Raw genomic sequence first — 11987 nt, 5'->3', positions numbered from 1 at the left:
GAAGGGCGATGAACAAACCTGAACCTGCGACCCGCGTAGCGGCGGGCATTGATACCAGCTGGCTGACCCGTATGCAAATGGCCCACGGGCGTAAGCTGGTGATCGCGCTGCCCTATCTGTGGCTGATCCTGCTCTTTCTGCTGCCGTTCCTGATTGTGTTCAAAATCAGCCTGGCGGAGATGGCGCGGGCGATACCACCCTACAGCGATCTGCTGGAGTGGGGGGACAGCCAGCTGTCGATCATGCTCAACCTGGGCAACTTCCTGCAGCTGACCGAGGATCCGCTCTATTTTGAGGCCTATCTGCAGTCGTTGCAGGTCGCAGCTGTCTCGACGATCTGCTGTCTGCTGCTGGCCTACCCGCTGGCGTGGGCGGTGGCGCACAGCAAGCCCTCGACGCGTAACATTTTGCTGCTGCTGGTGATTTTACCCTCGTGGACCTCGTTCCTGATCCGCGTTTATGCCTGGATGGGGATCCTGAAAAACAACGGCGTGCTGAACAACGTCCTGCTCTGGCTCGGGGTGATCGATCAGCCGTTGACCATTCTGCATACCAATCTGGCGGTCTATATCGGCATTGTCTACGCCTATCTGCCGTTTATGGTGCTGCCTATCTACACCGCCCTGACGCGCATCGACTACTCGCTGGTGGAGGCGGCGCTGGATCTCGGTGCCCGTCCGATGAAAACCTTCTTCAGCGTGATAGTGCCGCTGACCAAGGGCGGGATTATCGCCGGGTCGATGCTGGTGTTTATCCCGGCGGTGGGGGAGTTTGTGATCCCGGAACTGCTCGGCGGCCCGGACAGCATCATGATTGGCCGCGTGCTCTGGCAGGAGTTCTTTAATAACCGCGACTGGCCGGTGGCCTCGGCGGTGGCGATCGTGATGTTGCTGCTGTTGATCGTGCCGATCATGTGGTTCCACAAGTACCAGCAGAAACAGATGGGAGATCACGGATGAACAATTTACCGGTAGTGCGCTCTCCGTGGCGGATCCTGATCCTGGTCCTCGGCTTTACCTTCCTCTATGCGCCGATGCTGATGCTGGTGATCTACTCCTTTAACAGCTCGAAGCTGGTGACGGTGTGGGCGGGCTGGTCCACGCGCTGGTACGGCGAGCTGTTCCGCGACGAGGCGATGATGAGCGCCGTGGGCCTGAGCCTGACCATTGCCGCCTGCGCGGCGACGATGGCGGCCATTCTGGGCACGATTGCCGCGGTGGTGATGGTGCGCTTTGGTCGTTTTCGCGGGGCCAACGGCTTCGCCTTTATGATCACTGCCCCGCTGGTGATGCCCGATGTCATCACCGGCCTGTCGCTGCTGCTGCTGTTTGTCGCCATGGGGCATGCCATCGGCTGGCCGTCCGATCGCGGCATGCTCACCATCTGGCTGGCCCACGTCACCTTCTGTACCGCCTATGTGGCGGTGGTCATCTCCTCGCGCCTGCGCGAGCTGGACCACTCCATTGAAGAGGCGGCGATGGATCTCGGGGCGACGCCGCTGAAGGTTTTCTTCATCATCACCCTGCCGATGATCATGCCGGCGGTGATCTCCGGCTGGCTGCTGGCCTTTACCCTGTCGCTGGACGACCTGGTGATCGCCAGCTTTGTCTCCGGCCCGGGGGCCACCACGCTGCCGATGCTGGTCTTCTCCAGCGTGCGCATGGGGGTCAACCCGGAGATCAACGCCCTGGCGACGCTGATTCTCGGCGTGGTTGGCATCATCGGGCTGATTGCCTGGTATCTGATGGCGCGGTCTGAAAAACAGCGTCAGCGCGATATCCAGCGTGCAAGACGCGGCTGAAGCTCCTAAAATCTGCAAAGAAGCGAAATTAAGATGCCGCGTTATCGCGGCATCGTTTCATGGAAGACATCACGTTGGGATTTTTCACGAAAACAAGCCGTTCGCATGCCCGTCTGAACGTTCCTGCACTGGTGCAGGTGGCGGCGCTCGCCATTATCATGATCCGCTGCCTCGATGTGTTTATGATTTTCAATACGCTGGGGATGCGCGGGCTGAGCGAATTTGTTCACCGCAGCGTACAGACCTGGAGCCTGACGCTGGTCTTTTTCGCCAGCCTGATGCTGGTCTTTATCGAAATTTACTGCGCCTTTTCGCTGGTGAAAGGGCGTAACTGGGCGCGGATTATCTACCTGCTGACCCAGATCACCGCCACCGGCTATCTGTGGTCCGCCTCGCTGGGTTACGGCTATCCCGAGCTGTTCAGCATCCCTGGCGAGTCAAAGCGCGAGATTTTCCACACTCTGGTGATGCAAAAACTGCCCGACATCCTGGTGCTCGGCCTGCTGTTTGTGCCTGCGGCCAGCCGACGGTTTTTCCGTCTGCAATAACGTGTATAATCGCTACCCCCAGACGTATTAAGGTTTCGTTATGCAGTGCGCACTCTATGATGCCGGTCGCTGTCGCTCCTGTCAGTGGATAGCGCAGCCGGTCTCTTCACAACTTTCCGCCAAAATGAACGATTTGCAGACGCTGCTCTCTGGCCTGCCGGTGGCGGAGTGGTGCGCGCCGGTTAGCGGGCCGGAGCAGGCGTTTCGCAATAAAGCCAAAATGGTGGTCAGCGGCAGCGTCGAAAAACCGCTGCTCGGCATGCTGCACCGCGACGGCACCCCTGTCGATCTGACCGACTGCCCGCTCTATCCGGCCTCGTTCGCGCCGGTCTTTGCCGCCCTGAAACCCTTTATTGCCCGCGCGGGCCTGACGCCCTACAACGTGGAACGCAAGCGCGGCGAGTTAAAGTACATTCTGCTCACCGAAAGCCAGCTTGATGGCGGGATGATGCTGCGCTTTGTGCTGCGCTCTGAGGCCAAGCTGCCCCAGCTGCGCGCGGCGCTGCCGTGGCTAAAGGAACAGCTGCCGCAGCTGAAGGTGATTACCGCCAATATTCAGCCGGTGCATATGGCGATCATGGAAGGGGAAGAGGAGATCTTCCTCACCGACGCTCAGGCGCTGGCAGAGCGTTTTAACGACGTGCCGCTGTGGATCCGCCCTAAGAGCTTCTTCCAGACCAACCCGACCGTGGCAAGCGAGCTGTACGCCACCGCACGCGACTGGGTGCGTGGTCTGCCGGTTAACCATATGTGGGATCTCTTCTGCGGCGTCGGCGGCTTTGGCCTGCACTGCGCCACCCCGCAGATGCAGCTGACCGGGATTGAGATCTCCGCCGAGGCGATCGCCTGTGCCACCCAGTCCGCCGCGGAGCTGGGGCTGACGAATCTGCACTTCCAGGCGCTCGATTCGACGCAGTTCGCCACCGGCCAGGGCAACGTGCCGGAGCTGGTGCTGGTAAACCCGCCGCGCCGCGGTATCGGTAGGGCGCTGTGTGACTACCTGAGCCAGATGGCGCCAGAGTTTATTATCTACTCCAGCTGCAACGCCCAGACGATGGCGAAAGACATTCGCGACCTGCCCGGTTACCGGATTGCGCGGGTGCAGCTGTTCGATATGTTCCCGCATACTGCACACTATGAAGTGCTGACGCTATTAGTTAAATCCTGAGACCTTGCCCGGCGGCGCTACGCTTGCACGGGCCTACGGTTTCCCAGGCCGGGTAAGGCGTAGCCGCCACCCGGCGACAATCTTAAACAAAATGTGAACGTTTCCCTCCCCGGAAATCGGGTAAGCTTTAGCAGTTAAGATTCAATAAGGCTGACCGATGAAGCATATCCTGCTGGTGGAGGACGACGGCGATATCGCCGCATTACTGCGCCTCAATTTAGAAGACGAAGGTTACGTGATTACCCATGAAGCGGACGGGGGCAGGGCGCAGCAGCTGCTCGGGCAACCTCACTGGGACGCGGTGATCCTCGATCTGATGCTGCCCAACGTTGACGGGCTGACCCTCTGTAGAACGATCCGCGCCCGGGACCACTACCTGCCGGTGATTATCATCAGCGCCCGCAGCAGCGAAACCGAGCGTATTCTGGGCCTGGAAACCGGGGCCGATGACTATCTGGCTAAACCCTTCTCGGTGCAGGAGCTGGTGGCGCGCATCCGGGCGCTGTTCCGTCGTCAGCAGGCGATGGGGCAGCAAACGTCCGGGCTGATTAATGCCCACGGCCTGACCATCGACCCGCTGGCCCGCAGCGTGCTGCTGCGCGGCGAGGTGGTTGACCTGACGCCGCGCGAGTTCGACTTACTTTACTTTTTTGCCCGCCATCCAGGCGAGGTCTTCTCCCGGCTCGCCCTGCTCGAACAGGTGTGGGGATACCAGCACGAAGGGTACGAGCACACCGTCAACACCCATATCAATCGTCTGCGGGTAAAAATTGAGAAAGATGCCGCCGAGCCGGAGATCATACGCACCGTCTGGGGTAAAGGCTATCTGTTTGCGGAACGCCCGCTATGATCCGCCGTCTCACCCTGATCTTCATCCTCCTGCTGACAGGCTGTGCGGCGGTGGCCTGCGCGGTGCAGCTCTGGACCAGCATGCAGTATGGCAACGCCATGGTGCAGCGCCTCTCCGGCGGGCTGGCGCAGCACATTGCCCAGCGCGAAACCCTGCTGGATGCACACGGGCAGGTGGATCGCTCCCGTCTCAAGCCGCTGTTCGACAGGCTGATGACCTACAACCCCAGCGTGGAACTCTACATCCTCTCCCCGGACGGGCAGATCCTTGCCGATGCCGCGCCGCCGGGGCATATCAAACGCCAGCGCCTCGCCGTTGCGCCGGTACAGCAGTTCCTGAGCGGCGGGATGATGCCGGTCTACGGCGACGACCCGCGCAGCCTGACGGGAGAGAAGGTCTTTAGCGCCGTGCCGCTGCATCAGGACGGCGTGCTGCGCGGCTATCTCTACATCATTTTGCAGGGTGAAGAGCTGAATGCGCTGGCGGAACAGGCATGGCAGAAAACGCTCTGGAGCACGGTGCTCTGGTCGCTGCTGCTGGTGGCCCTTTTCGGCGCGCTGGCGGGCGGCCTGGTCTGGTACTGGGTGACCCGGCCGGTGAAGCAGTTAACCGACGAGGTGAGCGGCCTGGATCGCGAGAGTATGCACGTCATCAAGCAGCTTGCCACCCAGCCCATACAGACCGCGCCCTCTGATGAAGTGGCCCTGCTGCGCAACACCTTTATCGAACTGGCGCAGCAGATTGCCAGCCAGTGGGATCAGCTGGCCGACAGCGACCGGCAGCGCCGGGAGTTTATCGCCAATATCTCCCACGATCTGCGTACCCCGCTGACCGCGCTGCTGGGCTATCTGGAAACTTTGTCGCTGAAATCGGGTACGCTATCCGCAGAGGAGACGCAGCACTATCTCGCCATTGCCCTGCGTCAGGGGCATAAAGTGCGCCATCTGTCGCAGCAGCTGTTTGAGCTGGCGCGCCTTGAGCACGGCAGCATCAAGCCCCAGCGCGAGCGCTTTGCTATCGGGGAGCTCATCTCCGACGTGGCGCAAAAGTTTGACCTGGCGGTAGAGACGCGCAAGCTGCGGCTGCATATCGACGTGCCGCGCCAGCTGCCGATGATCAACGCCGATCTGTCGATGATCGAGCGGGTGGTCACCAATCTGCTGGATAACGCCATCCGGCATACGCCGCCGGGCGGTGAGATCGGGCTGAAGGTGTGGCTGGAGGGCGAGCAATTGCAGGTGGAAGTCAACGACAGCGGACCGGGGGTGGATGAACACCTGCGCGCCGATCTCTTTATGCGGCCTTCAGCGCTGAGCCAGCAGGCGTCGCGGGATAATCGCGGCGGGCTGGGGCTGTTGATCGTCAAAAGAATGCTGGAACTGCACGGCGGGGGGATCAGGCTGGTGGAGGCGGCGAAAGGGGCGCGTTTTCGCTTCTATGTGCCGTTATAAAAACGCCGGGTGGCGGCTTCGCCTGACCCGGCCTACAAAACCACAAACCGCACCATCCGTAGGCCCGGTAAGGCGTAGCCGCCACCGGGCATCAGACAGCACCATTCGCAGGCCGGGTAAGCATTAGCGCCACCCGGCAAAACAGGCTTACTGCGGGAACCACTGGTCGCTGATTTTCTGATACGTGCCGTCGGCTTTAATCGCTTTCAGGGCACCGTTCAGTTTCTCTACCAGGGCTTTGTTATCCGGACGAACTGCGATGCCCAGGCCGGTGCCGAAGTACTGCGGATCGGTCACTTTATCGGTGGCGGTACCCAGCTGCGGGTTGGTCTTCAGCCACTCGTTCACCACCGCGGTATCGCCAAACACGCCATCAATACGGCCATTTTTCAGGTCGATAATCGCATTCTGGTAGCTGTCATAGGCGACGGTTTTCACTTCCGGGTGCTTATCCTGGAGGTATTTCTGGTGCGTGGTGCCGTTTTCCATGCCGATGCGCTTGCCTTTCAGCTGCTCAAAGGAGGTGTACTGGCCTTTTTTGGCAATCACCACCGCGGAGTTGGCGTAGTACGGCTCGGTGAAGGCGACCTGCTTGCTACGTTCCGGCGTGATATCCATGCCGGAGATCACCGCATCATATTTTTTAAATTTCAGGGACGGGATCAGGCTGTCAAAAGCGTGGTTAGTAAAGGTGCACTCGGCCTGCATCTGCTTGCACAGCGCTTTCGCCAGGTCGATATCAAACCCGACAATCTGGTTGCTGGCATCCAGTGATTCGAACGGTGGATAGGTCGCAGAAACACCGAAGTTGATTTTATCGGCAGCAGAGGCGCCTGCGGCCAAGGTAGCGAGTAAAGCGGCCAGAACTAACTTTTTCATGATGAAGCTCCCGTCTGTCAATCTTGTCATTATGTGCCGTGTCTGCGGCTGGGAGTTACATTGCCACTTAATGAATTTATATGCAATAAAAATGATTAAATATTAATTGGAAAATAAAAAAGACGGGAAGGTTTAAGGGCTTCCCGTCTTTCTTAAATCAAACATATGCAGTTTTAATTGCGGCGTTCGAAGGCGAGGGCTCTGCGTTCAACCAGACGCATCAGCAGCGTCAGCAGGCCGTTGACGATGAGGTAGATAATACCTGCGGCGCCAAACACCATCACATCGTAGGTACGACCGTACAGCAGCTGTCCGTGGCCCATCACCTCCATCAGGGTGATGGTGTAGGCCAGTGACGTACTTTTAAACACCAGCACCACTTCGTTGGAATATGACGAGAGGGCGCGTTTAAAGGCGTAAGGCAGGAGGATCGCCAGCGTATCTTTCTTGCTCATCCCCAGCGCGCCGCAGGACTGCCACTGGCCGTCCGGAATGGCGCGGATCGCGCCGTAGAAGAGCTGCGTGGTATAGGCGGCACTGTTCAGCGAGAGGGCGAGCAGGGCGCAGAGCCACGGCTCCGAGAGCAGATGCCACAGCACCGGATATTCCTGCAGCGTCGGGAACTGGCCCGGGCCGTAATAAATCAGGAAGATCTGCACCAGCAGCGGCGTGCCGGTAAACAGGGTGATATAGCCGCGCACAATCCACACCAGCACCGGCGTTTTCAGCGTCAGGATGATGGTAAAAATCAGCGCCAGGATCAGCGCCACGATAATCGAGGCCACCGTCAGCGTCAGGCTGGTATGCAGCCCTTTCATCAGTTCGGGTAAATACTCAAGCATCAGCCTGGTCTCCGTTCAAAACGCGTCGCACGCAGATCAATACGCTTGAGAATGTACTGACTGAGCAACGTGATCACCAGGTAGATGGCCGCCGCCACGATGTACCAGGTAAAAGGCTCCTGAGTACGGGTGGCAATGCTTTTGGTTTGCAGCATCAGGTCGTTAACGCTGATTAAGCTCACCAGCGCGGTATCTTTCAGCAGCACCAGCCACTGGTTGCCGAGCCCCGGCAGGGCATGACGCCACATCTGCGGCATCACCAGACGGAAGAAAATGGCGGTTTTCGACAGCCCCAGCGCCTGACCAGACTCCCACTGTCCCACCGGCACCGCTTTCAGCGCGCCGCGCAGGGTTTGCGAGGCATAGGCGGAGTAGAGCAGGGAGAGGGCAATCACACCGCACAGGAACGGGCTGACGTCAAAGTTTTCAATCTGCATCTGAATCGGGATCTGCACCACGCCCAGATTGAGCGTAAAGCCGTCCGACAGCGTCAGCAGCAGCTGCGAGGAGCCAAAGTAAATAAACAGCACCACCAGAATTTCCGGCAGGCCGCGCAGCAGGGTCACCAGTGCTGAGCCGGCCCAGGCGACAGGTCGCCACTTAGCCGACTCCCACACGGCAAAGATCATCGCCAGCACCAGGCCGATGATCAGCGCACAAACGGCAAGGCCGACGGTCATCCCGGCGGCGCTTGCTAATGGAAAAATTTCGTTCATCAGATCTTACTTCTGGAACCATTTGTTGTAGATGGAATCGTAGGTGCCATCTTTCTTCACTTTTTCCAGCGCAGTGTTGAATTTCTGCTGCAGCTCGGTGTTGCCCTGACGAACAGCAATGCCAAGACCGGTGCCGAAGTAGTCTTTATCCGTCACTTTATCGCCCACCGCGGCCAGCTTGTCGTTCGCTTTCAGCCATTCGGTCACCACCGCGTTATCACCAAAGACGGCGTCGATACGGCCATTCTGCAGATCCAGACGGGCGTTCTGGTAGCTGTCGTAAGGCACGGTGGTGATTTCCGGGTGCTTATCCATGATGAATTTCTGGTGGGTGGTGCCGTTCTGCACGCCCACTTTCTTGCCTTTCAGCGCGTCGATAGAGGCATATTTACCCTTCTGACCGATGAACAGGGCGGAGTTCTCATAGTACGGCGTACTGAACAGAACCTGCTTCTCACGTTCCGGGGTGATGTCCATACCGGCCATCACCGCGTCGATACGACGGAATTTCAGGCTTGGGATCAGGCTGTCGAAAGACTGGTTGGAGAAGGTACAGGTGGCGTCGATCTCTTTACACAGGGCGTTCGCCAGATCCACGTCAAAGCCCACAATCTTGTTATTCGCATCCATAGACTCAAACGGAGGGTAGGATGCTTCCGTGGCAAAACGGATGGTCTGTGCTGCGGTGGCAGAGAGGCTAACGCTGGCAAGCAGCGCGGCAATCACTATTTTTTTCATTGTCGTTCTCTCGGTTCGATTAGTGAGACAGATAATTTCTGAATGCATCGGTCTGCGGCTCGGCAAAGCAGCGCGCATCCCCTTGCTCCACAATATGACCGTTTTCCATATAGACCACACGGCTGGCGGTTTTACGCGCCACTTCCACCTCGTGAGTCACGATCACCTGGGTAATGTTGGTCTCCGCCAGCTCGCGAATGATACTGACGATCTGGGCAGTGATTTCCGGGTCGAGCGCGGCGGTGGGTTCATCAAACAGGAGAACCTGCGGCTCCATCATCAGGGCGCGGGCAATGGCCACACGCTGCTGCTGGCCCCCGGAAAGGTGCAGCGGATAACGGTCGCTGTAGGGCTTCAGGCGCAGACGTTCCAGCAGCTTCTCGGCACGTGCCAGCGCCTGCTCTTTTGACAGGCCCAGCACGCGGCACGGCGCTTCAATCAGGTTCTGCTGCACGGTGAGGTGCGGCCAGAGATTATATTGCTGAAAGACCATGCCGACATTCTGGCGCAGATCGCGGATCGCTTTCTCAGAAGGGGCTTTCGCAAAATTGAAGTGGTTGCCCGCAATATCCAGCGTACCGGAGCGGGGCATTTCAAGCAGATTAAGGACGCGAAGCAGCGAGCTTTTACCCGCGCCGCTGGGACCAAGCAGAACCAGCGTTTCGCCCTCAGGGCAATTCAGGGTGATGTCGAACAGCGCCTGGTGTGCGCCGTAAAAGCAGTTAATGCCGTTTAGTTGAATACTCATCGGGGCAGTCTTTACTCATCCAGGCAATCTATAGCAATTGAGGCCGCAAATAGTACCGTTGACAGAATAGTTATGCAATATAACTGCGTTAAAAGTTAAATATAAACCGTATCCATACCTAAACATAGCACAAAATAGCGGAAGGGCAGGTCGACGAGAATAAATGTCGGCATTCCTCGCGAAATGCCAGACATTTTACGGGGTTTTCCCCTGGTTAACGGTCTGAAACGCGCGCGTTTAGCGGTTTTCAATCGACTGGCGCAGGGTGCCAGCCGGGGCGTGGACAGTGCCGCCCAGGTAGCGCACGTCGTCGATAGCCCAGCACTGACCTTCCCGGATCATCAACACTTCATCCTGCCAGGTCTGGCTACCCTGCGTCAGCTTGACGCGCAGCGGAATATTTCGCGCATCGGTATTCGGGATGGTCGATGCGCTGGAGACTTCTGCTTTTTCAGGCGCGGTGGTGCGGCTGGAGAAAGGATCGTCTTTCAGCAGGTTACGGTGCTGCGGATCGCGGCTGGCATCGCTCAGCAGCTGGGCCAGGCCGTCGCTCAGGTAGGGGCGCAGGGCGGTGAGGTCATTGCTGCGGTGCGTAATGCGGTAGTCATAGAACTGTTGAGCCACGGCATCCGGCCCGCCGGTGATGCAGCTGCCGCTGCGGGTACCGATCTCCTTAAAGGCCGGGGTGACTGGCGTTGTGCAGGCGCTGAGCAGCAGCGCGCAAGGCACTAAAAGCGTCAAAGCAGAATAGCGCATGATGATTTCCTTATTAGGCTGCAATAATTAACTAACCTTTAAATCATAGCGTAACGAGCAGATAATGATTTTGTTCTTAACCGCTTAGGCCCTTAACCGCGCAAAGGAGATCAGGATGCAATTTTCAACCACCCCCACTCTGGAAGGACAACCCATCAGCGAATACTGCGGCGTGGTGACCGGGGAAGCCATACTCGGCGCCAACGTCTTCCGCGACTTTTTTGCCGGCATCCGCGATATCGTGGGTGGCCGCTCCGGCGCCTATGAGAAAGAGCTGCGTAAAGCCCGTGAAATTGCCTTCAGGGAGATGGGCGAGCAGGCGAAGGCGATGGGGGCTGACGCGGTAGTGGGGATCGATATCGACTACGAAACCGTCGGCAAAGATGCCAGCATGCTGATGGTTAGCGTCAGCGGTACGGCGGTGAAAACGCGCCGATGAAGCAGGCTTTTGCACCCCTCCTGCTGGCGCTGCTGCTGGCAGGCTGTGCGGCAGAAAAAGGGATTGTCGAGAAAGGGGCCTATGAGCTGGACACCCGGCGTCAGGCGCAGGCGGCCTATCCGCGTGTTAAGGTGCTGGTTATCCATTACACCGCCGACGATTTTGACAGCTCGCTGGCCACCCTGACCGATAAAAACGTCAGCTCCCACTATTTGATCCCGGCGATCCCGCCCCTGCATAAAGGAAAACCGCGGATCTGGCAGCTGGTGCCGGAGCGGGATCTGGCCTGGCATGCCGGCGTCAGCTTCTGGCGTGGCGCCACGCGTATTAATGACACCTCTATTGGCATTGAGCTGGAAAACCGCGGCTGGCAAAAAATTAACGGCCAGAAACGCTTTGTTCCCTTCGAACCGGCGCAGATCGCTGCCCTGATCCCACTGGCGAAAGATATTATCCAGCGTTACGACATCAAACCCCAGAACGTGGTCGCCCACGCGGACATCGCCCCGCAGCGCAAGGACGATCCCGGTCCGTTGTTCCCCTGGCAGGCGCTGGCGCAGCAGGGGATAGGCGCCTGGCCGGATCCGGCCCGGGTGGCGTTTTATCTGAACGGGCAACCGCCTTATCAACCCGCAGACAGTGCCACACTCCTCAGTTTATTATCTCGCTACGGATATGATGTTCCAGATAATATTTCGCCCTCACAGCAAAAGCGCATTATTATGGCTTTTCAGATGCATTTCAGACCGCAAGTATGGAATGGTGTTTCTGATAGAGAAACAATTGCTATCGCCGAAGCGTTACTTGAAAAATATGGCCAGGGATAAGCCTCGACTATCACTATTGAGGTAGTTTTCTCTGTATCGACCTTAAGATTAATCTTAGGTTCATTTGTGATTCATTTTTAGTTAATTGACTTAAAATTACCCGAATATAATATGTACATATAGCTTGCTAACTATTAGGTAGAGCAAATATTATTTGATAGTCATTCTCAGCAAAATTATATTGAATTAACTGTTGCGACGTTTCTGACGCAGTGGGCTGCTTT

14 protein-coding genes are annotated in these 11987 nt (G+C 57.8%); 8 read left to right on the top strand and 6 right to left on the bottom strand.

Annotated elements, in window-relative coordinates:
• Positions 1-8 precede the first annotated feature (8 nt).
• The 6 genes from potH to ACOKCT_RS02210 all read left to right on the top strand — a co-directional run bounded on the left by potH (position 9) and on the right by ACOKCT_RS02210 (position 5818).
• A complete protein-coding gene (gene potH, locus ACOKCT_RS02235) occupies positions 9-959 on the top strand; it encodes a putrescine ABC transporter permease PotH (protein WP_263951066.1) in 951 nt (316 codons plus the stop codon).
• The gene (potI, locus tag ACOKCT_RS02230; RefSeq protein ID WP_103178862.1) at positions 956-1801 is read left to right on the top strand and encodes a putrescine ABC transporter permease PotI; all 846 of its coding nucleotides are present in this window, start codon (positions 956-958) and stop codon (positions 1799-1801) included. The genes potH and potI overlap by 4 nt, the downstream gene beginning before the upstream one ends.
• Before the next feature lie 59 nt (positions 1802-1860).
• Positions 1861-2349, top strand: coding sequence for a YbjO family protein (locus tag ACOKCT_RS02225; RefSeq protein ID WP_103178863.1), 489 nt, complete (start codon positions 1861-1863; stop codon positions 2347-2349).
• A 40-nt stretch (positions 2350-2389) separates the two neighbouring features.
• Positions 2390-3517, top strand: coding sequence for a 23S rRNA (uracil(747)-C(5))-methyltransferase RlmC (gene rlmC, locus ACOKCT_RS02220; protein ID WP_420193120.1), 1128 nt, complete (start codon positions 2390-2392; stop codon positions 3515-3517).
• 157 nt (positions 3518-3674) lie between these two features.
• Entirely contained in the window at positions 3675-4367 is a 693-nt protein-coding gene (locus tag ACOKCT_RS02215) for a response regulator transcription factor (protein ID WP_103178865.1), read from the top strand.
• Positions 4364-5818 carry a sensor histidine kinase gene (locus tag ACOKCT_RS02210; protein WP_159339229.1) on the top strand — a complete coding sequence of 485 codons (1455 nt, stop codon included), beginning with the start codon at positions 4364-4366 and terminating at the stop codon, positions 5816-5818. The genes ACOKCT_RS02215 and ACOKCT_RS02210 overlap by 4 nt, the downstream gene beginning before the upstream one ends.
• 147 nt (positions 5819-5965) lie before the next feature.
• Here ACOKCT_RS02210 and artJ read toward each other — a convergent pair whose 3' ends face one another.
• The 6 genes from artJ to ACOKCT_RS02180 all read right to left on the bottom strand — a co-directional run bounded on the left by artJ (position 5966) and on the right by ACOKCT_RS02180 (position 10497).
• On the bottom strand, positions 5966-6697 hold the full coding sequence (gene artJ, locus ACOKCT_RS02205; protein ID WP_420193119.1) for an arginine ABC transporter substrate-binding protein ArtJ: 732 nt from the start codon (positions 6695-6697) through the stop codon (positions 5966-5968).
• Positions 6698-6870: 173 nt separating this feature from the next.
• Entirely contained in the window at positions 6871-7539 is a 669-nt protein-coding gene (gene artM / locus ACOKCT_RS02200) for an arginine ABC transporter permease ArtM (RefSeq protein WP_039029540.1), read from the bottom strand.
• Complete coding sequence (gene artQ / locus ACOKCT_RS02195; RefSeq protein WP_103178868.1) at positions 7539-8255, bottom strand: arginine ABC transporter permease ArtQ; 717 nt, start codon at positions 8253-8255, stop codon at positions 7539-7541. The genes artM and artQ overlap by 1 nt, the downstream gene beginning before the upstream one ends.
• 6 nt (positions 8256-8261) lie before the next feature.
• Positions 8262-8993: an arginine ABC transporter substrate-binding protein ArtI gene (gene artI / locus ACOKCT_RS02190; RefSeq protein WP_103178869.1), complete on the bottom strand. Its 732-nt coding sequence runs from the start codon at positions 8991-8993 to the stop codon at positions 8262-8264.
• Between the two features lie 19 nt (positions 8994-9012).
• Complete coding sequence (gene artP / locus ACOKCT_RS02185; RefSeq protein WP_039029538.1) at positions 9013-9741, bottom strand: arginine ABC transporter ATP-binding protein ArtP; 729 nt, start codon at positions 9739-9741, stop codon at positions 9013-9015.
• A gap of 237 nt (positions 9742-9978) precedes the next feature.
• Complete coding sequence (locus ACOKCT_RS02180) at positions 9979-10497, bottom strand: lipoprotein (protein WP_156654182.1); 519 nt, start codon at positions 10495-10497, stop codon at positions 9979-9981.
• Positions 10498-10612: 115 nt separating this feature from the next.
• Between ACOKCT_RS02180 and ACOKCT_RS02175 the strand changes: the two genes are divergently transcribed.
• The gene (locus tag ACOKCT_RS02175) at positions 10613-10936 is read left to right on the top strand and encodes a heavy metal-binding domain-containing protein (protein ID WP_103178871.1); all 324 of its coding nucleotides are present in this window, start codon (positions 10613-10615) and stop codon (positions 10934-10936) included.
• Entirely contained in the window at positions 10933-11763 is an 831-nt protein-coding gene (locus ACOKCT_RS02170; RefSeq protein WP_420193118.1) for an N-acetylmuramoyl-L-alanine amidase, read from the top strand. The genes ACOKCT_RS02175 and ACOKCT_RS02170 overlap by 4 nt, the downstream gene beginning before the upstream one ends.
• Positions 11764-11987 lie beyond the last annotated feature (224 nt).

It is taken from the genome of Leclercia sp. M-A074-M, from assembly GCF_965195605.1.
Classification (GTDB): Bacteria; Pseudomonadota; Gammaproteobacteria; order Enterobacterales; family Enterobacteriaceae; genus Enterobacter.
Note: the sequence above shows the minus strand (reverse complement) of the source record. Positions and strands in the feature narration are given on the sequence as shown.

Coding starts and splice junctions, on each gene's coding strand:
- ACOKCT_RS02225 (WP_103178863.1), top strand. CDS start 1,861: ATGGAAGACATCACGTTGGGATTTTTCACGAAAACAAGCCGTTCGCAT.
- artI (WP_103178869.1), bottom strand. CDS start 8,993: ATGAAAAAAATAGTGATTGCCGCGCTGCTTGCCAGCGTTAGCCTCTCT.
- rlmC (WP_420193120.1), top strand. CDS start 2,390: ATGCAGTGCGCACTCTATGATGCCGGTCGCTGTCGCTCCTGTCAGTGG.
- artP (WP_039029538.1), bottom strand. CDS start 9,741: ATGAGTATTCAACTAAACGGCATTAACTGCTTTTACGGCGCACACCAG.
- ACOKCT_RS02175 (WP_103178871.1), top strand. CDS start 10,613: ATGCAATTTTCAACCACCCCCACTCTGGAAGGACAACCCATCAGCGAA.
- ACOKCT_RS02180 (WP_156654182.1), bottom strand. CDS start 10,497: ATGCGCTATTCTGCTTTGACGCTTTTAGTGCCTTGCGCGCTGCTGCTC.
- artM (WP_039029540.1), bottom strand. CDS start 7,539: ATGCTTGAGTATTTACCCGAACTGATGAAAGGGCTGCATACCAGCCTG.
- potI (WP_103178862.1), top strand. CDS start 956: ATGAACAATTTACCGGTAGTGCGCTCTCCGTGGCGGATCCTGATCCTG.
- artJ (WP_420193119.1), bottom strand. CDS start 6,697: ATGAAAAAGTTAGTTCTGGCCGCTTTACTCGCTACCTTGGCCGCAGGC.
- ACOKCT_RS02215 (WP_103178865.1), top strand. CDS start 3,675: ATGAAGCATATCCTGCTGGTGGAGGACGACGGCGATATCGCCGCATTA.
- potH (WP_263951066.1), top strand. CDS start 9: ATGAACAAACCTGAACCTGCGACCCGCGTAGCGGCGGGCATTGATACC.
- ACOKCT_RS02170 (WP_420193118.1), top strand. CDS start 10,933: ATGAAGCAGGCTTTTGCACCCCTCCTGCTGGCGCTGCTGCTGGCAGGC.
- ACOKCT_RS02210 (WP_159339229.1), top strand. CDS start 4,364: ATGATCCGCCGTCTCACCCTGATCTTCATCCTCCTGCTGACAGGCTGT.
- artQ (WP_103178868.1), bottom strand. CDS start 8,255: ATGAACGAAATTTTTCCATTAGCAAGCGCCGCCGGGATGACCGTCGGC.